Raw genomic sequence first — 22,688 nt, 5'->3', positions numbered from 1 at the left:
AGGTGCAAGGAGGAGAGAAATGTCTTTTTCTGAAATATACGATTACAAATTAAGAGCCTACTTTAATGAGCGCATTTCTGATTTAAGTCATGAAGGTCTATTTTATTCCTATCCTGATCAAGAGCAAGATTTAAGAATATTAACTCTGAATATAAATGAGCAGGATCATATTTCTTTAGTGCGATGGCATGATTTATTTGACAGGTCGCTATTTACCAAAATGGATCATCCCATTCTAAGCGTAACGGATGCTGAACGTCTGATTCGATTGCTTGCGCTTATTTTTAACATGTTTGATATACATAAAGATGTTGCTTATTGCAGAAAAAACTTATGTTGTGTTTATTATCAATATCAAGTTTCACATCTAGCAGAGAGAGGGAATGAATTCTCACTTACTCAGGATAGGCTATTTTTTCTTCACCTTCTCTTATTTGAATTGGGTTTAGGAGATGACATTTATGATCGTCTAACGATTGAAAATAATAAGATACTGTACAGTATGGAAGACGGACAGCAGTATGATTTGCACATTCTAATCGATATTTTGCATGAGCATATTAACAAAAATAAGATGGATATGGATACCCGAGCAACGCTGAGAAAAATAAAAAATTTGCAAGGCCAGTTGGTCAACTTCATCTTGGGCAGTCATGATGTATATGATTTTCCGTATGATGATTTCAACAAGTCGTTTGCAGAAGCAAAGATATTTATACAAGCCTATAACTCTAATAAAAATAGGGCATTAGAGGTGCTGATCGACTGTATCAATGAGCATCAATCTCCAACAGAGCAGTTTATCTCCCATTTGATCTTGATGAATTACTCCTATTTTGTTCTCAAAAGTAATCCTAGCGAAATTACATATTTTAAATTATTCTGCAAGAAAAAACCGGGAGTTTTTATGAAAGTATTGACTGCATTGCTTGAACTCGGATTTTTTGTCGATAATACTATCTTCGCAAATGCGGGTATACATTATGATTTATCCAGAGTAAAAGGGGTTAAATGATGCCATTCTCTCACGTTTCTTTACCTGATTTACCATCGTCTATCGGACGCCTTACGGCCATTCATCCTGTAAAAGGTGGCTCTCAGGGCAGCATAACCCTGCTAGCACTAAACACACAAGCAGAACTGTGGAGGCTAGAGCTGTATTCTGGTAACGCAGAATTATGTACACGTATTTGTATCCCTGATTTTAATCCCATGCAACCTGTCCAAATGGTGACCAGTCCTGACGAGAAGTACGTAGCCATATCCAATCGTTTTGGCCGGCATGCGGCAGTGTATGATTTAGTCCATGCTCAAGAAAAAATGCAATTATCGCGGGACGAATACCACTATGATAAAAGTATGTTTCCCCTGGCATTTGTACATCAAGACGGTATGTGTATCCTTGTTCATGGAACGGAATGGAACCGGCTGGATCTGACGTATATAGAAACAGGGAGGCTTTTGACTGCAAGACCTACCCCAGTTTATAACAATGAAAACAAGGATGAGCATTATCTAGATTATTTTCATGGGAGGCTGCTGGCTTCTCCAGAGGGAAAGTGGATTGCGGATACGGGATGGGTATGGGCTCCCTTGGGGGTGGTCCGAACTTGGTCATTATCTGATTGGCTACTGAACCCATGGGAATCGGAAAATGGTCCGTCAGTTCGCCATCTTTGGCAAACCATAGATTGGGATGGGCCAATATGCTGGACAGGACCTGATACATTGGCGGTATGGGGACAGATGGATGCCGATTTACTGGAGGAGGAAGATTGGGGAGAGGAGGGAGTGGAACCAGCGGTTGTCCTATTCGATATGACTCAGCCAGGGTACCGACGTGTGCTTTCTGCGATCCCGCCTCTAAACTGCAAGCCTGATGAATACGGGATTTACCCATATCCCCAAGCGGATATGACCGTTTGCGGCGACCGATTATTCTTGTGGGGAAAAGGAGTTCCGCTTCAGGTATGGCGGCTTTCAAGCGGTGTGCGTGAATATGTAGATACGGAGCGATTTCCACTCATTTATCATCAAGAGGCAGGAATTTTCGTTGAATTAAATCCAGATAGCGGTTGTACAGCCTTGAGCTACGACGAATAAATGGCGTACCAGATATTCTTCCTTCCTAGTGATATGGAAATATATGCATTAGTTATAACAATTACAAAGGAGTGTACATCAAAATGGCACTTAACAAGGATTGTTTTTATGGATGTCTCGCTGGACTGGCCGTAGGGGATGCTTTGGGAACCACAGTAGAATTTAGCAGTCCAGGCACATTTGAACCTGTAACGGATATTGTAGGCGGTGGTGTATTTGGGTTGAAGGCAGGGCAGTGGACAGACGATACGTCTATGGCGCTCTGTTTGGCCGAGAGCATGGTGCGAAAAGATAGCTTTGATCCAGCGGACCAGATGCGTCGCTACACCAATTGGTACCACCTGGGATATATGAGCAGCACGGGAACGTGCTTTGATATCGGTGGTGCGACGAGAACAGCACTGCATCGCTTCGAAGCCACTGGAGATCCGTATAGCGGGTCCGTTGACCCCATGACTGCCGGTAATGGCTCGATTATGAGGCTTGCACCTGTCGCCATGGCCTATGCGAACCGCCCGGAAGAGGCCGTGATGTACGCTGAGCTGAGCTCGCGCACCACCCATGGAGCAGTCGAAAGTGTGGAGGCCTGTGCCGCGCTTGCTTCAATTCTTGTGGCAGGTCTGCGGGGAGCGGACAAAGAATCCATGTTATCACCCGATGTCTGCTATAAGTGGCGGCGGCAGGACCAGTCAGCTTATTCGGCAGCCATTGAAGAAATCATTCAGGGATCTTACAAGCATAAGGAGCCGCCTGAAATCCAAGGAAGCGGTTATGTTATTCGTTCCCTTGAGGCTGCGCTGTGGGCCTTTCACCATTCGGCTTCATTTGAAGAGGGGGCACTGCTGGCGGTAAATCTGGGGGATGATGCAGATACGACCGGGGCAGTGTACGGCCAGATTGCAGGGGCTTATTACGGGCTAAGCGGTATCCCGAGTCACTGGCGCGAGAAGCTGGCAATGAAAGAGACGATTGATGAGCTGACTGAAGCTTTATGGCAGAAGGCCGACAAGGGCCAGACACTCTAAGGGGAACATCTATAAAGATCAAGCTGGGTTGCTTTTCTTATGAAGCAGAACCTAGCTTTTTTGGTTTACTATATTTTGCCGATGACTCATCTCTTGGGACTACTACTCATATCGCCATACTTCCGCCCTCCTCAGCTACATGTCGTTATGACAAAATGAAGTCAAGTACAAATCATACTTCACTTTACTGATCTTTTAGAGGAGGAACTACATTGTCACATCTAGATAAACAGCTTCATTCATTTGTCGATATTTCCAATAATATAGAAGGGTTTGAGATCGTTTCGACCCAATTTGGTCCTGATGGACGCGTGTATATTTTGCTCATTGATAAAGTCCCAGAACGAGTGCGGGGGATGTTCACGCCTGCCTCTCTTAAAGAGAGACGTACTTACAAGGTACTCATTCTAGACGATCACATTCAAGAGGTGTGTTTGGAGGGGCAGCAGTTCAACTATCATTATGTACAGCCTCTACAAGATTATTTGTTACTCGTCGGAGCACGATGCCATTATTACGGACCTGATCAATACGATCTAAATGGTAAAATTATTGATTATGAAGGTCGTACTGTGAATGAACTACTGCTTGGAGACGGTATCCAGAGTGTTCAGGTTACAAAAGAAGGTACGATCTGGACCAGTTATTTTGATGAAGGTATATTCGGGAATTATGGTTGGAATGAGCCTGTGGGGTCCTCCGGCCTTGTCGCCTGGAATAAAGAGGGACACAAAATATATGAGAACCAAGCGGCAGATATTCATGATTGCTATGCTTTGAACGTGATCAGCGAACAGGAAATCTGGTTTTATTACTATTCAGACTTTTCATTAGGGTATATTTCCGGTAGCGACCGTACGAATATTACGTTTGTGAATCCGAGGATTTCCGGCTGCTCCGGGGTGGCTACAGATGGGTATCACTTTTTGTTCGACGGCGGGTATGGCAAGAATGGACAATATGTCTTGAAAAAGAATGTGAAGCCAGGCAACTTGAGCAAAGGACAACACATTCGCTTTTTAAATGACGATCAAAAGTTCCTTCAACCGCATGAACAGGATTTCAGAAAAGACCGCCTGCTGCTCCGTGAAGGTTCTCTGCTGTATCAGGCGGCTGTTGAAGAGATAGTATAAAAACCCACGTCAGACGTGGGTTTTTCCTTAACACCAAAAATACTTATTCATACGTTTTGACAAGATCATTCAGGGAGGTAATGGTACTTCCTTCCCCAATAGCACCGAATTTCCATTCCCCTCCATAGCGGTATACTTCACCTACACGGATGCTACACATCCCTTTATAGTCCTCTGTCAAATTGTATCGGAGAATCTCTTCATCTTGCGACGCATCCAATACTCGAATATAAGCATTGTTCACCATACTGAAATCCTTACGTCTACCAAAGCTGAAAAAACGGAATATATTCACAATAAATACGACTCTATGCACTTCAGGTGGTAGTTGTTGAAGGGATACAGTAATGACTTCATCATCACCGGCACCATGTCCTGTCAAGTTGTCACCACTATGTACGACGGCCCCGCAAGGGCTATTTTTGTTTCCGAAATATACTAGATTTTTCGTCTGGGTTAGCTTGCCGTTCTCATTAAGAAGCAGCGCTGACGCATCAATATCCATGCTTCTACCCCTCATAGGGTCCCATCCAAGCCCTACTTTCAGCACGGATAAGTGTGGATTATTTTTGGTTAGGTCTACCTTCTGTCCTTTAACTAGACTAATACTCAACGTTATGCCTCCCTATCATTATTTTTGTTCTACTCTGAAATTGTAGCATATATATAGAAGGATATAATCTATTCGTAACTTCACAGACTTTTTTCCGTATAAAGATAAAAACATGATCCAAACTCGTTCCCTCAGGGAGAAATGCAACCATGTTTAAACAAAATGAGAAGTTGAGGTAATGCATCATATGAATGAAAAATTTCGAGCCGATACAGGATACCAACTGGCTGAGCAGAAGGCGCTTCAGTATTTTGCATCACTCTATAATCAAGTCAAGGATAAGACTTATGTGACTTCTCTTACAGAAGATATCCATATATGGAAAAGGAATCATATCCGTCCTTCTTCATGGTTATCCTTCATTTCGCGGAAAAAGAGCAAGCCGGATACTCGGGATTATGACAGATACATTCAATGGCTGAGTTACACAGGGAAATTGGATGATTATCTGAAGCGAAGTGTCTCTTATATTTACATGAGGGATCTAGGCAAGGCTCTAGATTCTGCGGACACACAGACCCGGATTCAGCGCGTCATTGCTGACGTGAAAAGATATTTGCTTCAACCCTCCCGTGCTAACAGAAGAAATCAACCGGAGTTTATGAATATAGCCGGGGTGTATCGGTGGTCTCAAAAGGAAGGGATCGAAGCCACTGTAATTTGGCTAATCAACAAGCTTAACTCTGTATCTTCTCATATTCCCGAGGAAATGGATGCAGAGCACGCCCAGCGCAAACTGATTAAAATCATCATTGGGGTTATTCTGCATGTGATGGAAGAAATGGACGAAGCCGTGTCACCTGTTGAACGTTCGCGCAGACTGGATGAAGCGATTAGGCTTGGGTATTCCTATGGGTTGACCTATCCTTTTATTGATGATCTTCTCGATTCTCAGCTGTTGACCGTTCAAGAGAAAGAACAATACTCCCATATGATACGTACCGCGCTTCTTACCGGATCTGTGCCAGAGCTGGGCGACTGGACTGGCGAGCATATGAAGTTCATTCGCTATATCCATTCGGAGCTCTCGGATGCTTTTGAGTATATTAAGGCACATCAGCGGTCAGACACACAGCAAACCTTTTTCGAGCAGTCCTACGTTTTCTTTCATTCTCAAGATATCGACCGGGATAAGGATCTAACGCGAACTCATTACACCAATGAAGAACTTTATATACCCGTTATTTTAAAATCTGCTTCTTCCCGCTTGATTGTCCGTTCCGTCATTAGTGCTCCTGAGGATGAAGGGTTTGAGCAACGAACATTCTATTATGGTATCTATAACCAGCTTGCTGATGATTTTGCGGATATGGCTGACGATATGAGAGACGGTGCAGTAACACCCTATACCTATTATTTAAAATATCATCATCAAAGATCGGATTTGATCAATCCCTTCGAACTATACTGGGCGGTCATTTCTAATTTGATCCATAACGTATATGACTCGGATGCTATGGCTCGCGAGGTGATACTGGACCGTGCAATAAATGGACTCAAACGTTATAAAGAACGGGTAGGTGCAGAAAAGTACAATGAAATAATGGAGATTTTGGCATCCGGAAATCCTGAATTTAATCGTCTCATTCAGAAGATGGTGGGCAAAGCAGAGGATGTAGAATTCTTCGATAAGCTGCTTCGGGACCAGATGATTACCCATCTGAAAAACGATTCGAGGGAAAAGGAAGACTTTATGAATACGGTCAAAACAGTCCGTGACCAGATTAACAACCAATTGAAAATTACCAAGCCTTCTGGGATCGAGGCCATGAAAGAACAGCTTATTGATGCTGCAAATTATAGTCTCGAGGGGGATGGGAAAAGGATACGACCTATTTTGACTTGGGTCATGGGTGTGAACGAATATGGCTTAGACGCATTGGCAATCGTGCCTCTTCTAAGATCATTGGAATATATGCATACAGCCTCCCTGATTTTTGATGATTTGCCTTCCCAGGATAACGCTTCTACCCGTAGAGGGCGTCAGACATTACATCAGGTGCACAATAGCGCTACTGCGGAATTAACCGGACTATATCTGATCCAGAAGGCCATCGGGGAGCAAGCATCACTGAGTCAGTTCAATGCTGAGACTGTGCTTGCCTTGATCCAATACTCGGCCCGTAAGGCAGAGGATATGTGTATGGGTCAGGCGATGGATCTGGATTCCAAAGGAAAGGCTTTGACATTGGAGCAGCTGAATATGATGTGCTTTTACAAAACAGGAGTGGCGTTCGAGGCTTGTCTCGTTATGCCAGCCATGCTTGCACAGGCCGAGGAGTCGGAGATTGCCGCTTTGCAGAAATTCGCCTATCATATGGGGATTGCTTTTCAGATCAAAGATGATTTGCTTGATGTGGAAGGAGATACGCTCTTACTTGGAAAACCTGTGGGTCAGGATTCAGATAACAATAATTCGAATTTTGTGTCCATCCTTGGCTACGAAGGTGCCAGTAAAGAGATGTGGGAGCACTACTGCCTTGCCATGGAAGCATTAAAAGAGGTGCCACGCAATATCGCTTTTCTGAAGCATCTAATGAATTATATTGTGAACCGGGATCGTTAAAAAGAATTGTGCCCCAGATATGTCTGAATAAACAAGCAAAGATGTGAATATCTGGTGACTTCAGTGCTGTATTTTGTCCGTTACGATGCGTTCTACATTATAATGTTTAAAAACGGACAAGGAGATGAACTCCAGATGAAAAAAGGAATCTTGGTCGCTTCAGGGTTGGTTGTTGCGGCATTAGGCACGTACCTGATTGCAGGAAATTTTCAGAAAGAAGGAGCGGACAAGCTCGGGACAACAGATATCAAGCAATTGGTGCATGATATCAGTGCAGGCAAGGCAACAGCCCAATCCGCTTCTATTAATTCCAGTCAGTTGATAGTCACCGGGAACAATACACAACCCATAACTTATAATTTGCCTGACAACGAGTTTTTTGTTTCGATTGCGCCATATGTAGACCAGACCCACCCTTGTGCAACTCATAGTCTAACCGGTTGCCAAGGCGAAATAAAAAATGGGGCGTTCAATGTGACTGTTCACGACTCCGAAGGGAATATCATCATGGAGAATGCTGCCATGAAATCACAACCCAATGGTTTTATTGATCTATGGCTGCCAAGAGATAAAACCTACCGCATTAGTGTGAACCATGAAGGTAAAACGGCCCAAACGGAATTCTCTACATATGAGAAAAACGATACATGTATCACAACGATGCAGTTGGGTTAACGACGGAGGATGAGGGTTGAGCTTATGGATCGCTGAAACGCTCTAAGTCCGCAAAACCCTGCGTTCTCATACATAGCTTTTAGTAAAGAGCCTGCGTCTGACGGAGGCTCTTTGTGCTGCTTTTGTTAGGTTGTAGAACAAATTTTGAGGGAGTCTATGAGGGGTCAACTGGCAACTAAAGTTGTTAAGCCAAGCTTTTCTTTGGAGCAATAGCTTAAGACTAAGATACGAAACTTTAAATTGCGTTTATTAAAAATTAATTAAAATTCAATGGAAAGTATATTAATACAACTGTAAACTTCCGACATATTATTTAAGAGCTTTTCGCTCACTATTCTTTGGGAGATGAAACCATGTTACAAAGTATTAAGAATCGCCTATTCAAATCATTGAGCATGGCCAACACATTGGCCATGGTCTTGTTAGTCATTATCGTTCTCGTTTTTGCAACCTTGGGGACGTTCATGTATTCAAGCACGCAAAGCATGCTTGTCAAGCAGCAAGAGGCCATGCTTCAGGCCAAGACGCAAGCGGTCGTCAGTCAATTTGATGCGTTATTTAAGGAAAAGGGCTCGCTTGTCCAACAAATGTCAACCAATAATCTCTTTAAGAAATATATAGAGACTACTGAATCGGCTGAGATGGTGAAAACTTCTCCATATGCTGCGGAAACCGAAGCGACCCTAGCAGCGATTGTAAAGGCAGAGCCATCTTTTGCCGATGCTTGGATTGCGGGAATAGCTGGCAAAGGTTTCTATTTACAGAATGATGGTATTACTTCCAAGCCCGACTTCGATATTCATACACGCCCATACTTCAAGCCAGCTGTTGAAGCAGACGGTTTATACTACTCAGAACCCTATAAGGACGTCAATTCGGGTAATATGATAATGGGCATTTTCTATCCAATCAAGGATAACAGTAACCAATTAATCGGATTTGCAGTTGTTGATATTGCCTTAAAAGACATCCCTGCCATTATGCAAAGCTATTCGCTTGGAAGCACAGGCTATTCGATTCTTGCATCCAAAACAGGTGATATTTTGTATCACCCTGATCAAAATAAAGTGCTGAAAGAAAAGATTAACGAAAACACAGGAGATCTTGGCGAGATTGGCAAGAAAATGATTGCCGGTGAGTCCGGAGTACAGTTGATTTATGATAATGGGGAACCTCGTTATATCGGGTATGGAACCAGTAAAGATACAGGGTGGTCTGTAGGCTTAACCATTTCTCAACAAGAGGCGCTCGCAGAATTAAAAGCGTTTACCCAAATTATTATCGGCGGTTTTTCGGCAGCCACCATTATGCTCGTTGTGATTTGTTATATAACGCTCCGCTATCAGTTAAGAGCAATCCCGAAATTGCTCGCCAAAATCAAGATGATTGAGAATGGAGATATGACCGTTCAGTTTGATACGCATTCCAACAACGAAATCGGGCAAATTCATCAAGGAGTTTACAATATGATTCAAAAAATTCAAGGTATGCTCCAAATGGTTGGTGGATCAGCCCAAGTCTTGAATCAGTCTTCTCATGATTTGCAATCCATTTCTTCCAGAACTGCAATCACGATGAACGATACGGCGACAGCAATCAATGAAATTGCCAATGCGACGAACTACCAGTCCACTGAAACAGATAACATTTTGCAGAAAACTGGAGCATTATCTGGACAAATTGACGAAATTGCCAATGATACAAAAGCCATCGAATCTATGGTGCAAACCTCGGTCGAACAAAGCGGACAAGGGCTTGCGGTAGTAGACCAGCTATCCAAATGGGCGGAAGAAAATCATAATTCCACACAAGCGATGTCGGCCATCATTCAGGATATCGATCTGAGCCGTCATGAGATTTCGAGCATCGTGGATACGGTTAACCAAATTGCAACGCAGACCAACCTGCTGGCGCTCAATGCTTCTATTGAAGCTGCGCGTGCAGGCGAACAGGGCAAAGGGTTTGCCGTGGTTGCCGGGGAGGTTCGCAAGCTGGCTGAGCAGACGGCGCTGGCGACACAGGAAATCTACAAGAAGGTCCGTGTCATCGAAGAAAAAACCAGTGTATCGGTTGAGCATACCGTTCACGGTCTTAAAATCGCAGAAGAAAATGCCAGATCGGTGGAGGACACGAAGCAAGTGTTCTTTAGTATTAACAAGGATTTGGAAGATTTGAAATTGCGAATGATCCAGATCAGCACGAACACCTCCAAAGTCCACAAGCACAAAGATGAGATTTTGCAGGCGCTGGAAATCATCTCTTCCACCACAGAAGAGAATTCCGCTTCAACCGAAGAGGTCAGCGCCAGCACGCAGGAACAATTGGAGAGCTTCGAACAGGTTGCTGAACTATCCAAACAATTAAACCAATTGTCCACTAAGCTTCAAGACGAATTAAAACAGTTTAAGGTTGAGTAACATGGTAGGTGGCGGCGATGCTATGGGATGATGTGACGGAGGAACTGGACAAGTAAAGACAAGACACTTTATGATGATGAAAATTGAACTTTAAGGATCAATAATTTACTCTGAAAGAATCAGGTTCTTAAGATGAATACCCGTCTTAAGTCCCTTTTTTTGTGTAAAATTAGATTTCCAATTTTTTGAACGGCTGATATACTAAGGAGGCAAGTGAGATGAAGATAAACCTACTTTATCGGGATGAAAAAACGATCGGCGTACGGTTGGAGCGATACGGAGTCAAGGAGCGAGAAGGGATTCGATCCATACCGAGCAGGAAATGGGTTCCAGACGAAAAAATATGGACCATTCCTTATAGATCTCAGCTGTAGAAAGCATGTTGGAAGCGTATCGGAGCTGCAAGTTCGAGTGCGACGAGCGCTTGGATAAAGAGCTGCCGTTCATCCGGGAATGGCTGGATCGGCGGCAAGGGGCTACAGCAGCAAGACGATTAAAGCATACATATCGCAAACGGAACGTTTTTTTGCCGGATTGCAAGGGAACGAAGCAAGCATAAATGATGCGACGGTGCAAAAATACGCGTTGGCGCTGCTCGAAAAAGGCCTTTCGCACGCTTATGTTAACCAAGCGATCAGCGCGCTGAAATTTTACTTTCGCGATGTGCTAAAGCAGCCCAAATCCGCCGCCTATGTTCGTCCGAAAAAGGAGAGTAACTGCTAGATGTGCTGTCCCTGAATGAGGTTATGCGTCTGTTGAAAGCAGTGAAAAATCCAAAGCATAAGGCTATTCTGTACCTGACGTATACATCCGGGCTACGGGTAAGCGAAGTGGTGAGGTTGCGTCTTGAAGACTGCGACCGTAAACGGAAAGTACTGAAAGTTCGTCAGGGAAAGGGCAGGAAGGATCGGCAAACGCTGCTATCCGAAGCGGCTTTTGCGGTGGTCGAGCAGTATATAGGGGGGAGCAGCCAGCAGACTGGCTGTTTCCAGGGCAGAGGGAAGGCCGCCACCTGACTGAACGTTCAGCGCAGAAAGTGTTTGAAAAAGTGCTGGCTGAAGCGGGCATTCGCAAACAGGTGAGTATCCATTCGCTAAGGCATTCCTTTGCGACCCACTTGCTGGAGAATGGGGTTGATCTTCGCTATATTCAGGAACTGCTAGGGCATCAGAGTGTGCGAACGACGGAGCGGTATACACATGTGAGTAGGCGGGACATTGGCAGATTTAAAGTCCGTTGGATCGGATGAGCGGGCTGGAGGATTGAAACGCAGAAAGTGCGGGAATAAGGAGAAAAGTGCAGGATTCACGAAGTTCGTGAATATGACGAAGAGAGTATTCTTTCGGAAGTTCGTAAATAAGACGTTATCTGAAACCAATGCTCAATGCAAATAAAAGACAAAGATTAAGGAGCCAATAATGCAATTATCTCAGAATAGTATGAGTGGAATTAAAGGCTGGCTGCTTTTCTTTGTGATCTATTCTTTTTATCTACTTATAAGTAATTTAATAGGTCTTTATTTCGAATTTTATATTTATATGTTAGTTGGAACAATTGGTTGGAATCTTGCTAGAACTATTTCTGTCGGAATCTATTTATTTTCTGAAGTCTTAATTATTGTTTCTCTAGTGCTTATATTGAAGAAGAAAAGGAAAGGACCAAATATAATAATTCAAATTGAAATAATCACTATAATATTTGGATTTTTAAACTTCATTCTCACAATTAACAAAATAGATGAACTCCCAAGTTTAATCTCTACAATTATTTTTGGATCAATATGGATTTTGTATTTTAAAAACTCAAAACGAGTCAAAGCAACATTTGAAAGTTAATCAAGAAGGCATTGGCACCAGATAACAAAATATTCACGCATCGGGCCATTCGGCCCTCGGTCCGGCAGAGACATTTTGGGGGAGTGGAAGCAGCCGGACAACCCTGCACTGGCTAAGTCCGTCGGACCCGGCGCGTTCGCTCCTTAAGCCAGTGAGGGTTCGTGAATACAAGAACGTTAAGTGAAATTACTAAACTCTTATTTATGGAGGTAAATAATCATGTTTATTTCAAAAGACCAACAAGAAAAAATAAAGCAACTGAATCATATACTTGGAATGAAGCATCGAAGTTATCCTTTTGATTTTAATAAGAAGGAAGATTGGATAGAGGCAATTGAAATGGTCACCGCCGAGTATATTGATTTTTGCGAATATTGGGGCAGGCTTTCGGATTTGAATTCAAACTTAGATGAAAGTCTTGAGTGTTTTTATCCAGCTAGTTGGATGGAGATAACACAAGAAGGGCATATCAATGATGATGAATTAGATGAAGCAATTGACTCAGTGAATCATGCTGAAAATGCTTTACGTATATTGATGGATAGAGCAGAAGAGAAATGTAAAGAGATATGGCAATTAACTTTTGACACTCAGCAAGAAGCTGTCATTACATACTTTCTAGGAGAAGAAGTTACTTGCAGTGGAGATGAATTAAAAGAAATTTTAGAGGATTATATTTTTGAATTGGCAACTGAGATAGAGTACACAGGAAATGTCCAAAATTCTGCACAAGAATTTTCAAGAAATTTGAAACACAAAGTTGAAGCCAAGAGATCAAACCCGTAACTTCACTTAACATAATATTCAAGCAGCGGCTCCTCACAGAGCCTTGGTCTGCTGGATGCATTTCGGGAAGGTATTTCAGCAGACACATCCGACTTCGTCGGACGCCATGAATACAGGAACGTTATCGGAAATTCCATAAAGGAGTGAAATTCATGGAAAACCTAGTGAAAAATATAATCTATTCGTCTATCCAAAACTTTTTTGAGAATGAGCATGACTTCTTTGATTATACAAGTCAAACAGGCATGACAGAATGGAACTTAACTTATCATTTGTGTAACGAACTTAGTAAGTATATTTTTTGGTTGAATAAAGAAGTTGATGTAACAAAACGAAATTATGAAAATAAAAGACCCGATATTATTTTTCATAAAAGAAGAACAAATAAATTTAATTTTTTAGTTGTTGAGGTTAAGAAAAATCCTCATGATAAGCGACTAGATATAATTAAGCTCAAAGAGGATTGGATGAAGGAACCACTTGAATATCGGTTTGGAGTATATATTAATATTTGGAATAAGTATAAATTTGAGGCGATCTTAATCACAAGAGATGGGGAAGAAATACAGATCAATGAAACCACTAGTAAGTATATACCATTTACAACTATACAAGAACAATTTAAAGATATTATTAAAATAATTATAGATGAAATATGTATAGAACCTAGAGACAAACCTCTTAATAAACTCTTAGAAGAAAAATTAGACAATGAAATTCTGAGAGGGTTTTCGCTGGAAAAATAGAACATCCGATAACAATATATTCACGCTACGGGCGCCCTTGGTCCGGCAGAAGCCGTACACCCAGCATACGCTGGGTCGTAAATACAGGAACGTTATACGACAGAATCAAAATGAAAAAGAGCCAGAAGGCTCTCAATCTAAAGATATATGTAATTCGTTATGCAGGTGAAGAGCGTCCTTAAAACCTTGCAAATAAATTTCACGTTCTAAAATAGCTTGAACAGAAAGCTCAGCATCATCGTAAAGGAATAGGGTCTTCTGTATATTCTCCGGTACTCCTTCATGTAACTGCTTGAAGTAAAGATTCCGTTCGGATGAGATTTGGTTGTAGCTGGAGTTGTTTTTGATAAGCTCGCCATATAAAGATTCAATTCGAGTATGAATCAGTGAATCAAGTAAGAGTTCTAAAGAATTATGCATTTTGAACACCATTCAATGTATTTGATTTTATGAATAAAACTTCAACTTATTAAATATAATTTTATCATATTAAATAATTAAGTCAATACATGTTGAAGATGTTTTTGATAAAGAAAATATACTTTCATATAATTAAAGAAAATTCACTTGATGTGTGAAAGGAATATCAGATGATTAGTTATAAACCTTTTCAAAAATTATTGATCGACAGGGAGATTAAGAAGCAGGATTTATTGAAAATGACAGGTATTTCGTCTGCTACAATGGCGAAACTCAATACGAACGAATATGTGTCGTTAGAAGTGATTGATAAATTATGTGCGGCTTTAGGTTGTCAGCCAGGAGATTTATTGGAACATATAGCAGAACAATGAAAGATTAGAATCAAGAATGGATGCTGGTTAATCGAAGAAGTGATTCCATCGTATAACATAATATTCAAGCAGCGGCTCCAGATGGAGCCTTGGTCTGCTGGATGGGTTTCAGGGAGGCATTTCAGCAGACAACCCTACGGGTTCATGAATACAGGAACGTTAAGCGCAACTTCTAGAAGAGCGCATTTAAGAACGATTCAAAGTCGAGGAATTACCAAGATCGACGAAGCGGATTCGAACAAGAGGTGTAATCTACAAAGCAAACACTTTACAGGTTTTAAGCCTGTTAAACGTTAAAGTGGACTTAAAGATTTATCACGGAGGGAATATATGGATTTCGGAAATAATTCTAAAGAGAATCGTGAAATAAAGATCTCAAAAGATTCAAAGACATTTTTAGAACTAAGAGAAATCGTTAACAGATTTGATCCTGTGAATTTAGTTGAAGGTGGTGCTCCTGATGACGAACATGATCGTTTAACTACGGAAATATTAATGTTGCTTTTTCAGGAGTCGATGGATGGGATTCGGGATCTTTTGATCAATTGTGAGATATGGTATGGATATGATCCCAACGATATTAAAGAAGAGCACAAAGAACGATTTAACAGAAAGATTGAAAGAACGCATAAAGAGATTTTAAATTGGTATGCCAAGAATTAGAACCAAGAAATTAGATTTATGTCAGTAAAGGATCAAAATGAAGTCAACTCAGGAAGACAGAAGCAACGCTTAACATAAGTCCTGTAAAATTACATTGAAAAAACTATTAAAGTATGCGATTCATAATCTTTTAGATGATATTGATATCCCAATAATTTTTGAAGGTAAAACTACAAAGATCCTTTTGATTTAATTATAGATTTTAAAAGTGCAGATCATTCACTCAAAGGAGAAAAAAGAATATTTTGGGGCGAAGTTAATTCAATCTCATCGAATAAACAATTTTTAAACTGTGGCGCATGGGATGGAAAAGGATATGAATTTTCTGTTTTATTAAGCGAGAGCATCTCTAATAGTTCCAAATTGAAAAAGATACTCTGGAATAAAGGCGTTTATTGTATTTTTATAGCAACATTATACTTTAATAAAAATGATAAGCCTTATATTCGGTTGAATGATATTAACTTAATGGCTTTAGAAACTAAACAATAATTCAAGAACGAATACCATCGCCTAACATAATATTCACGCTGCGGACTTTCGTCCTAGGTCCGGCATTCGCCGGACACCCAGCATGTGCTGGGTCGTGAATACAGGAACGTTATGTGAAATCGACGATATTATTTAAGAGGTAAGCACAATGAAGATAATAAGAAATAAAGAAGAACTTGAAGGCACTTGTTATATTGAAATTTTGCCGGGTAGATATCTTGGTCAATGTTGGAATGATACTTCAATCTTTTTGACCGAAGAAGTATTTGGTTTTATAGAGAAATCAATTGAAAGTGAATATACTACTTATGATCACTATGCTTTTAATGAGATTCAAAAGGAAATTTGGTGGAGAATCCTAGGGAGATTAGAAAGAGTAATAAATCTTCTTGAAGGACAACCCGAAATGAATACACTTAAAGAGCATATTGGCTTTTTCTTTGGATGTAGTGAAGATGAATTTATAAAAGACTATGAAAATAACATTGAAAAACTGAGGAAATTAATTAACGAATTTCAAACATGGATTAAAGAGCGATTGAAATCCCAAAATTATATTTCAGTACTAGGCATTTAGCTAATTTGAGGAAGTTGTCGACATCACATAACATCTTATTCACGCTGCGGAACCTGACGGCTCCTTGATCCTCCCGAGGAATTTTCAATGGAGTGGATCTAGGCGGACAAAACCTGCGAACCTAACCGCGTCGCGGCCGCCCCGTTGGGGCTTAAGGTTCTCGGGTTCATGAATACAGAAACGTTATGTGAAATCACATAAGATTTTAAAGGATGGATGATTCAATTGGATAATTTAGCGCTAGAGAGCTGGATTGATACACATAAAATTATGGATAGGACCTTAGAAGGTTTTTGGGTAACATTCAATAACTACATGAAAGAATGTCCAGAAGAAATTAGTTTGTTTTTTGATGAATTGAATCTAGAAGATATTAAGCCTTCAATAGATACAATTGAGTATAAAACTATTTTTCATTCCGATTATCAGATTGCAGACAGTCACTATTCCCAGCAGGTTATATCTACGTTAGACATTTACTACAAAAAAAAGAGAATAGGTTATTATAGAATGTTCTTTTATACCGATGGCGAATGCTTTGACGATAGCCTAGTTACGGAATGGACAGGCTGGTATATAACATTGAAACTTAAAGCGTTAATTGAACTTCAACAAGAAATTAAAAATGAATTGGTAAAAAATAAGATCAAAGAAGATGAAATCGAAAAAATCTATAATTTAATAGATAAACAAATATCTAAAATCAAAGTTCAAATCCATAAATAATTGTAGGTAGAAAGTTCGAAGAAGATGTGGCATCACATAACATAATATTCAAGCTACGGCTCCTTTGGAGCCTGGGTCTGATAGAAGGGTGTCGGAGAGAAATTTCAGCAGACACCCCCTAACGGGTTCATAAATACAAGAACGTTATAGGAAATACTTGATAAAAGGAGAAAGCAAAATGTTTTAGAAATATCTGCGGATGAAAGGGTATTAAAGATAGATGTTTCACCGAAAATGGCTTATGAATCCAAAGGAACATTTTATGAGTTTCCACATTCAGAATTTAATGAAGAGTACCCACAAATTTATCATACAAACCTCTGTTGTAGTTTCAATGGAACAAATGGATATGGAATGTACATTGATGCAAGAGGTAGAAACCAATGAAAAGAAAAATATTCTTTTGAAGAAAATAAAGATCAAATAGTTGTTGCTAGATTAGAAATAACGGAACTCCCAAATGAATGGAAAGAAAAAATGGGAGATTCTTGGTTTTGTTGGCTTGATACGTTAGACGATGATTATGCAGTAATTAGTAAAAGAGCTGATAGAATTGTAAATGAAGATATAGCGGTTTACATGTCGCATTAGTCCGGCTGAAATGTCGCAAAAGTACATGGTAACGCGATGTGGAGATATATTATACTCGCCTTATATTTCGATAATGAAAATCATTATCATACATAAGGAGGATTCACCATGAATAAAGGAACAAAGAGGCAAGCTGCCGGAAGCATGGCACATGCTGACCATAAATCACGATTTTTAATGGGCTGGATGCTGGCCCTTGTTCTAGTACTGACGGCTTGCGGTGCCGGAGCAGGTACAAATGGCGGCAATGAGTCTGCTACAACTCCAACGGACACGCCTTCGAATGGAGCGTCTCAGACTGCCGGAGCCTTCCCGGTTACGATCTCGCATATGAAGGGTCAGTATACGCTTAACGAAAAACCAAAGAAAATTGCTGTGCTTGATGTCAAATTTCTGGATCAATTGCTAGCCATTGGCGAGCAGCCGGCAGGCAGTGTTATCGCTGAAGGCAATACCACATTTCCAGAATATTTAGGCGATAAGCCGGGTGACGTACAGGTTTTAGGTACACGGGACAAGCCCAATCTGGAAGCGATTGTAGCATTGGACCCGGATCTTATTTTAATGACTGATTTTCAAGAGAAAGAGTATGAGAGTGTAAGCAAAATAGCGCCCACAATTGTACTTGACTTCTACGAGGACTGGCGAGATACGTTAGCTACGGTGGCTGCGATCACAGGTAAGCAGGCAGAGGCAGAAACTGTGCGTAAGGCTTATGAGGACAAAATTGCAGGACTGAAGGAGAAGCTGTCGGAGAAGTTGGGAGAGGAAACGGTAGCACTTATTCGTCCGAGAAAAGAAGGCATTCGTGTTCATGGTCTTGAGCATCGTACAGGCGGCATTCTGTATGAGGATTTGGGCTTAAAAATGCCTGCATTAGTCCAGAAGATCAAAGATGATACCTCCGTTGAAATCTCGATGGAGAAAGTTCCTGAGATTGGAGCAGATCATTATTTTGTTCTGTCTGATGAGTTGTTTGCGGCAGAGGCAGAGGCTTTGGATAGCAGTTCAGTATGGAAATCCCTTGATGCAGTCAAAAATAACCGTGCATATGATGTTAATTCTACACTTTGGATCGCTTATTATGGCCCACTTGCAATTAATATTATTGTAGATCAGGCATCGGAAGCACTGTTGGGATCGAATTAAAATGGACCATTATCTATCGACTGACTTATGGGAGCAAACAATGGATGAACACTCGATTCGGCTTGGTGAGCCGTCTGAAGATAATGTCCGTATTATTGCTTTGAGTCAACTACATGAAGAAGCTGCATGCCGAGAGTATTTAAGCTGGCTTCAAGAGTATATTGGTGCGCCTGACATGAGGGTAGCTGCTTCGATGTTAGCTAAGCGAATCGGCTACCTGTGGATTGCTCCGTTACTGACCGCGATGACCGTTCATCATCAGCATGTTTCTTTTCGGCTAGACAACAGCTTTCTCTATCATCCGACGCTCACAGCTAATGAGGGGGAGACGCGTTTTCCTTTTCTGGCTATGAACGGGCTTCGGGCAGAAGCACTAACGGGAGACAGGGAAGTATGGCGGGAAAAGGTGGTAAAGGAGATGTTTGCGTTACGCCTTGCACCGCTGTTAAAGACGCTTGCTGCGATTGCTCCTCTTTCGATGAGTATCCTTTGGGAGAATATCATGATACGCATTGTCCCATTATATACTCCTGAAGTAGACAATGCTGAGCAAGAAAGTCAGCACATCCAGGCAGATTTTTCATATCTGACGCAAGGAGCGCCCGGGCATTTGTTCGGTGTAAAAAGAAATCCGTTCACTCGGTTCATAAAAAATAAGGACAGCATTCCAGCCGTGAAAAGCAAGCGTACCACCTGTTGTTTTTATTACCAGATGTCAGGGGAATATTGCAAAAAATGTCCGAAAATTGACAATGAGAATAAATCTCAATTAAAATGACAACAGCAACAATTTTACTTTGCTAACAGGCCTGGTTGTAGTTAATTGGTTAAGCCCAGTCATGTGAGTCACTCTAGCAAAGGATGCTATTGTCAGGAGATGAGAGAAATGCCGCTACAAGAACAGACAAGTCTATGGAGTGATACAACGATCAAGATGCTTGACGAGTATAGCGGTACTTTGCAGACAGGCAGTGTTCTTCGTGAAACGGAATTAACTTCGAATGTGTTGTTGCTGGCATACGGAGGGGAAGGGGAGCTTGCAATGAATGGTGAGGTTTGCCACATTGGAGCTTCTTTTGCTGGTCATGTTGTTAAGGGGACATCCTTAACGCTGACGGCCAGATCAGACAACATTTATTATATCGTGATCATGTACAAGGCTTCTTCCATGGAGGGAGCCTCTCTTGTTTTGCCTTCATATCGCAAACACCCGTTGCGCACTTCATTTGTGCAAAATTCGGTAACCCAAGCAGTATGGATTGAGAATGCAGAAAAAATCGTTGCCAAATGGCGTCGTGGCGAAGGGATGGAACGTTTTCATGCCAATGCGTTGCTTCAGGGTATGATCTACGAACTGATCATGGATTACGAACGTGGTCATGGAGGAGAAGCGTCTGACATGGTGGATGTTGTCGCTTCATATATAGCGTCGCATTATCGCCAGAATCTGAAGCTTAAAGAGCTGGCAGCCCTTGCTGGATGCAGCTTAAGACAGCTGCAGCGACGATTCAAACAAGAGAAGCAGCTCGGACTGATTGAGTATGTCATTCAGTTGCGCATGGAGAGTGCATCGCGGATGCTGCGTCATACGGATGCTCCCATCGGTGAAATTGCTGACAGAATGGGCTATCGTGACATGTATTATTTCAGTAGGGCGTTTAAGAAATATTATGGCGTCCCTCCGCTGCGTTATAGGCTTGATGCCGCTTCGAAAGCAGATATAGACTATGCCCATTCCTTGCAGCGGAACCACACAGCTTCTTCATATGAGTCGGCTCAAGGCTCGGTGATATGCCATATGCGAGGGGAATACTATGTTATCGGATCTCCGAAGCGTATCGCTGTACTCGATGTGCAATATGCCGATCATTTGCTTGCGCTGGGGCTCTCTCCAGCAGGTAGTGTAGGACTAGGAAGTGCAGTGTTACATTTCCCTCAAATGATCAGGGCAGGACTTCAGAATACCGAATTACTCGGAACATATGAGTATCCCGACCTGCTTGCATTGGAACGACTGTCTCCAGATCTGATTATTTGCACCGAGGTGCATGATCAGCACTATGAACAGTTAAGCCGGATCGCTCCAGTTCTCATGTTTAAGCGCAATGAAAACTGGCAGACTATTCTGACTCTGTTCGGTGAACTGACAGGCAAACGAGAAGAGGCAAAGCGTATTATAGCGGATTATCACCGACGAACCACATTGCTGTCCGAAGAACTTGCTCCCGTACTGGCAGGCAAGAGCGTGGCACTGATCCGTCCGCTGGATTCTCTGGTTCGCGTGCATTCTGCCTCTCATCGTACAGGGGCTGTGCTGTACCATGATCTAGGTCTGCCTGTTCCGTTATTTGTGGCAGATACCTCCGACACGGCCTATCACATCTCAGTGGACAGACTACCGGCTGTACATGCTAGCCATTACTTCTTGCTTAGCCATGAACTCATGCAGGAGGGAATATCCGCGACAGAGCAACGTGTCTGGGGAATGCTTGATACCGTTGAGCGCCAGCACATATACTCGGTCGATGCCGCGACATGGATCGGCTGTTATGGACCCACAGGCATCAATGGCATTGTGGATCAGATCGCTCAGGCTTTGTTGGCTTGATGGGAGAAGAAGTTGCTACTTGTGCGCATAGAGATTTTAACAGGAACTAAAGACAGTTCATCTTTGCCTTATGTCATAGAGGGAAAGTTGAACTGTTTTTTTATGGCCAATCCATCAGATAACATCAAATCCACGCATCGGAGCTTGGCGGTTCCTCGGTCCGGCAAAGAGGATTGCCAGGGAGTGGGGGCAGGCGGACACATACGCACCGCGGCCGCTCATTTCGTTCGCATAAGTCAGAGGGACATCGTGAACACAGAAGCGTTATATGCTAGAAATGATGGATAACAAATAGAATAAAAGAAAAATACAAGTAAATAAATGAGAACACTTGTTTGCGAATGTGAATACAGGTAAAATATAGATACAATTGACTCTTGGGTGGGCATGGTTTTCCTTCGAAAAGTGAGACCATGGAAGTAAAAGATGCGATGACTCTAATGTTACTATTTTGGACATCTATTCTTGCATTTTTAACATGCCTCAATAACAACAAGAGAAGGTAAAAAATCACCTAAAGGTTAAGAGCCGAAGGTGGGTTTTTATTATCTGAGACTTAGAAGGGAATAAACCCTCCAAGCCAATTGTACTGACCAGATGTTGACCGTACTTGATCTTTCATTAAGGGTGTACTAACAGATGAAAAAAGAGGAATCAAAGAAAAAATTAGATAAGTGAAGTGAAAAGCAAGTTAGTAAGCAAACTCATATGCGAAATACTATGCAACAATTTTAAAAATCTATTAAAACAAAAACAAGAAAATGAGGGATATGCCCAATGACATTACAGGACCTATTTAATGAAAAACCAACTCAATTGTGGAACAAAAGAATGGTTGAATACGGAGATGATCTTTTTACGGAAGAGAGATTATTAATGTCTGATAAAGTCCTGGATAACTATCTAAACCAATTAATATTATTACAAGAAACTAAATATCCTGAAAGTATTATGAAGGCTGTAGAAGAAATTGTAATTTCTTTTAATGAATTGAATGAATCGAACGATTATTTTATTGAAACGATGGAACGTGAAGAATTGGCTGAATTTATAGACAAGGCAGCAAGATTAGCTGGATTAGAAATTGAGGAGGATCAAGATATTACAGAAGAATGGAGAGAATGGTGATCGTGAATTAAACAGGATTTCTAAGTAGATTCAATGAATTCATGGTACCTTTGCATAACAT

Annotated in this window: 22 protein-coding genes and 1 pseudogene; 21 read left to right on the top strand and 2 right to left on the bottom strand. The window is 41.5% G+C overall.

The features are described 5' to 3' along the window. Positions 1–19 precede the first annotated feature (19 nt). From HFD99_RS04005 to HFD99_RS03990, 4 genes are all read left to right on the top strand, one after another. Complete coding sequence (locus HFD99_RS04005) at positions 20–1,015, top strand: hypothetical protein (protein WP_123797462.1); 996 nt, start codon at positions 20–22, stop codon at positions 1,013–1,015. Then, positions 1,012–2,103 (top strand): hypothetical protein, encoded by a 1,092-nt coding sequence (locus tag HFD99_RS04000; protein WP_225164794.1) that lies wholly within the window; start codon positions 1,012–1,014, stop codon positions 2,101–2,103. Before HFD99_RS04005 ends, HFD99_RS04000 begins: the two co-directional genes overlap by 4 nt. A gap of 83 nt (positions 2,104–2,186) precedes the next feature. Continuing rightward, positions 2,187–3,128, top strand: coding sequence for an ADP-ribosylglycohydrolase family protein (locus HFD99_RS03995; RefSeq protein ID WP_123797461.1), 942 nt, complete (start codon positions 2,187–2,189; stop codon positions 3,126–3,128). A gap of 212 nt (positions 3,129–3,340) precedes the next feature. After that, positions 3,341–4,261: a hypothetical protein gene (locus HFD99_RS03990; protein WP_123797460.1), complete on the top strand. Its 921-nt coding sequence runs from the start codon at positions 3,341–3,343 to the stop codon at positions 4,259–4,261. Between the two features lie 43 nt (positions 4,262–4,304). Here HFD99_RS03990 and HFD99_RS03985 read toward each other — a convergent pair whose 3' ends face one another. Beyond that, the gene (locus HFD99_RS03985) at positions 4,305–4,874 is read right to left on the bottom strand and encodes a TerD family protein (RefSeq protein WP_123797459.1); all 570 of its coding nucleotides are present in this window, start codon (positions 4,872–4,874) and stop codon (positions 4,305–4,307) included. A gap of 178 nt (positions 4,875–5,052) precedes the next feature. Between HFD99_RS03985 and HFD99_RS03980 the strand changes: the two genes are divergently transcribed. The 9 genes and pseudogenes from HFD99_RS03980 to HFD99_RS03940 all read left to right on the top strand — a co-directional run bounded on the left by HFD99_RS03980 (position 5,053) and on the right by HFD99_RS03940 (position 13,899). After that, on the top strand, positions 5,053–7,440 hold the full coding sequence (locus HFD99_RS03980; protein WP_123797458.1) for a polyprenyl synthetase family protein: 2,388 nt from the start codon (positions 5,053–5,055) through the stop codon (positions 7,438–7,440). Positions 7,441–7,575: 135 nt separating this feature from the next. After that, positions 7,576–8,115 carry a CueP family metal-binding protein gene (locus HFD99_RS03975; RefSeq protein ID WP_013372333.1) on the top strand — a complete coding sequence of 180 codons (540 nt, stop codon included), beginning with the start codon at positions 7,576–7,578 and terminating at the stop codon, positions 8,113–8,115. A 353-nt stretch (positions 8,116–8,468) separates the two neighbouring features. Then, the gene (locus HFD99_RS03970) at positions 8,469–10,532 is read left to right on the top strand and encodes a methyl-accepting chemotaxis protein (protein WP_123797457.1); all 2,064 of its coding nucleotides are present in this window, start codon (positions 8,469–8,471) and stop codon (positions 10,530–10,532) included. 218 nt (positions 10,533–10,750) lie between these two features. Beyond that, the gene (locus HFD99_RS03965) at positions 10,751–10,906 is read left to right on the top strand and encodes a hypothetical protein (protein WP_167440810.1); all 156 of its coding nucleotides are present in this window, start codon (positions 10,751–10,753) and stop codon (positions 10,904–10,906) included. 79 nt (positions 10,907–10,985) lie between these two features. Continuing rightward, a complete protein-coding gene (locus tag HFD99_RS03960; RefSeq protein ID WP_123797456.1) occupies positions 10,986–11,255 on the top strand; it encodes a phage integrase N-terminal SAM-like domain-containing protein in 270 nt (89 codons plus the stop codon). Between the two features lie 23 nt (positions 11,256–11,278). Further along, positions 11,279–11,781, top strand: a pseudogene (locus tag HFD99_RS25610) (tyrosine-type recombinase/integrase). A 169-nt stretch (positions 11,782–11,950) separates the two neighbouring features. Further along, entirely contained in the window at positions 11,951–12,367 is a 417-nt protein-coding gene (locus HFD99_RS03950) for a DUF2569 family protein (RefSeq protein WP_058829979.1), read from the top strand. A 219-nt stretch (positions 12,368–12,586) separates the two neighbouring features. Then, positions 12,587–13,153: a hypothetical protein gene (locus HFD99_RS03945; RefSeq protein ID WP_107733216.1), complete on the top strand. Its 567-nt coding sequence runs from the start codon at positions 12,587–12,589 to the stop codon at positions 13,151–13,153. 152 nt (positions 13,154–13,305) lie between these two features. After that, positions 13,306–13,899 carry a hypothetical protein gene (locus tag HFD99_RS03940; RefSeq protein ID WP_107733217.1) on the top strand — a complete coding sequence of 198 codons (594 nt, stop codon included), beginning with the start codon at positions 13,306–13,308 and terminating at the stop codon, positions 13,897–13,899. A 132-nt stretch (positions 13,900–14,031) separates the two neighbouring features. Here HFD99_RS03940 and HFD99_RS25605 read toward each other — a convergent pair whose 3' ends face one another. Further along, the gene (locus HFD99_RS25605) at positions 14,032–14,319 is read right to left on the bottom strand and encodes a hypothetical protein (RefSeq protein ID WP_107733218.1); all 288 of its coding nucleotides are present in this window, start codon (positions 14,317–14,319) and stop codon (positions 14,032–14,034) included. A gap of 170 nt (positions 14,320–14,489) precedes the next feature. Between HFD99_RS25605 and HFD99_RS03935 the strand changes: the two genes are divergently transcribed. The 8 genes from HFD99_RS03935 (at position 14,490) to HFD99_RS03900 (ending at position 22,627) form a co-directional block, all read left to right on the top strand. Beyond that, on the top strand, positions 14,490–14,693 hold the full coding sequence (locus HFD99_RS03935; protein ID WP_010345194.1) for a helix-turn-helix domain-containing protein: 204 nt from the start codon (positions 14,490–14,492) through the stop codon (positions 14,691–14,693). Between the two features lie 330 nt (positions 14,694–15,023). After that, complete coding sequence (locus tag HFD99_RS03930; protein ID WP_107733219.1) at positions 15,024–15,356, top strand: hypothetical protein; 333 nt, start codon at positions 15,024–15,026, stop codon at positions 15,354–15,356. A gap of 640 nt (positions 15,357–15,996) precedes the next feature. After that, positions 15,997–16,425, top strand: a complete 429-nt coding sequence (locus HFD99_RS03925) for a hypothetical protein (RefSeq protein WP_107733220.1) — start codon at positions 15,997–15,999, stop codon at positions 16,423–16,425. Between the two features lie 225 nt (positions 16,426–16,650). Next, entirely contained in the window at positions 16,651–17,151 is a 501-nt protein-coding gene (locus tag HFD99_RS03920; protein WP_016821718.1) for a hypothetical protein, read from the top strand. Between the two features lie 699 nt (positions 17,152–17,850). After that, a complete protein-coding gene (locus HFD99_RS03915; RefSeq protein ID WP_113049948.1) occupies positions 17,851–18,891 on the top strand; it encodes an ABC transporter substrate-binding protein in 1,041 nt (346 codons plus the stop codon). A gap of 1 nt (position 18,892) precedes the next feature. Next, positions 18,893–19,669: a (2Fe-2S)-binding protein gene (locus HFD99_RS03910; RefSeq protein ID WP_123797454.1), complete on the top strand. Its 777-nt coding sequence runs from the start codon at positions 18,893–18,895 to the stop codon at positions 19,667–19,669. A 108-nt stretch (positions 19,670–19,777) separates the two neighbouring features. Then, complete coding sequence (locus HFD99_RS03905) at positions 19,778–21,499, top strand: helix-turn-helix domain-containing protein (protein WP_123797453.1); 1,722 nt, start codon at positions 19,778–19,780, stop codon at positions 21,497–21,499. Between the two features lie 777 nt (positions 21,500–22,276). Further along, positions 22,277–22,627 (top strand): hypothetical protein, encoded by a 351-nt coding sequence (locus HFD99_RS03900; protein ID WP_123797452.1) that lies wholly within the window; start codon positions 22,277–22,279, stop codon positions 22,625–22,627. The last annotated feature ends 61 nt before the right edge of the window (positions 22,628–22,688 follow it).

The sequence above is a fragment of the Paenibacillus sp. EKM301P genome, from assembly GCF_011800295.1.
GTDB classification, from domain to species: Bacteria; Bacillota; Bacilli; order Paenibacillales; family Paenibacillaceae; genus Paenibacillus; species Paenibacillus polymyxa.
The sequence above is the reverse complement of the archived record's forward strand: the minus strand, read 5'-3'. Positions and strand labels throughout refer to the sequence as shown.

Bases quoted from the DNA above. Each gene is read 5' to 3' on its own strand.
- HFD99_RS03940 (WP_107733217.1), top strand. From the start codon at position 13,306: ATGGAAAACCTAGTGAAAAATATAATCTATTCGTCTATCCAAAACTTT.
- HFD99_RS03910 (WP_123797454.1), top strand. From the start codon at position 18,893: ATGGACCATTATCTATCGACTGACTTATGGGAGCAAACAATGGATGAA.
- HFD99_RS03945 (WP_107733216.1), top strand. From the start codon at position 12,587: ATGTTTATTTCAAAAGACCAACAAGAAAAAATAAAGCAACTGAATCAT.
- HFD99_RS03905 (WP_123797453.1), top strand. From the start codon at position 19,778: ATGCCGCTACAAGAACAGACAAGTCTATGGAGTGATACAACGATCAAG.
- HFD99_RS03960 (WP_123797456.1), top strand. From the start codon at position 10,986: ATGGCTGGATCGGCGGCAAGGGGCTACAGCAGCAAGACGATTAAAGCA.
- HFD99_RS03930 (WP_107733219.1), top strand. From the start codon at position 15,024: ATGGATTTCGGAAATAATTCTAAAGAGAATCGTGAAATAAAGATCTCA.
- HFD99_RS03935 (WP_010345194.1), top strand. From the start codon at position 14,490: ATGATTAGTTATAAACCTTTTCAAAAATTATTGATCGACAGGGAGATT.
- HFD99_RS03980 (WP_123797458.1), top strand. From the start codon at position 5,053: ATGCATCATATGAATGAAAAATTTCGAGCCGATACAGGATACCAACTG.
- HFD99_RS04000 (WP_225164794.1), top strand. From the start codon at position 1,012: ATGATGCCATTCTCTCACGTTTCTTTACCTGATTTACCATCGTCTATC.
- HFD99_RS03915 (WP_113049948.1), top strand. From the start codon at position 17,851: ATGAATAAAGGAACAAAGAGGCAAGCTGCCGGAAGCATGGCACATGCT.
- HFD99_RS03925 (WP_107733220.1), top strand. From the start codon at position 15,997: ATGAAGATAATAAGAAATAAAGAAGAACTTGAAGGCACTTGTTATATT.
- HFD99_RS03970 (WP_123797457.1), top strand. From the start codon at position 8,469: ATGTTACAAAGTATTAAGAATCGCCTATTCAAATCATTGAGCATGGCC.
- HFD99_RS03975 (WP_013372333.1), top strand. From the start codon at position 7,576: ATGAAAAAAGGAATCTTGGTCGCTTCAGGGTTGGTTGTTGCGGCATTA.
- HFD99_RS03995 (WP_123797461.1), top strand. From the start codon at position 2,187: ATGGCACTTAACAAGGATTGTTTTTATGGATGTCTCGCTGGACTGGCC.
- HFD99_RS03950 (WP_058829979.1), top strand. From the start codon at position 11,951: ATGCAATTATCTCAGAATAGTATGAGTGGAATTAAAGGCTGGCTGCTT.
- HFD99_RS03900 (WP_123797452.1), top strand. From the start codon at position 22,277: ATGACATTACAGGACCTATTTAATGAAAAACCAACTCAATTGTGGAAC.
- HFD99_RS04005 (WP_123797462.1), top strand. From the start codon at position 20: ATGTCTTTTTCTGAAATATACGATTACAAATTAAGAGCCTACTTTAAT.
- HFD99_RS25605 (WP_107733218.1), bottom strand. From the start codon at position 14,319: ATGCATAATTCTTTAGAACTCTTACTTGATTCACTGATTCATACTCGA.
- HFD99_RS03965 (WP_167440810.1), top strand. From the start codon at position 10,751: ATGAAGATAAACCTACTTTATCGGGATGAAAAAACGATCGGCGTACGG.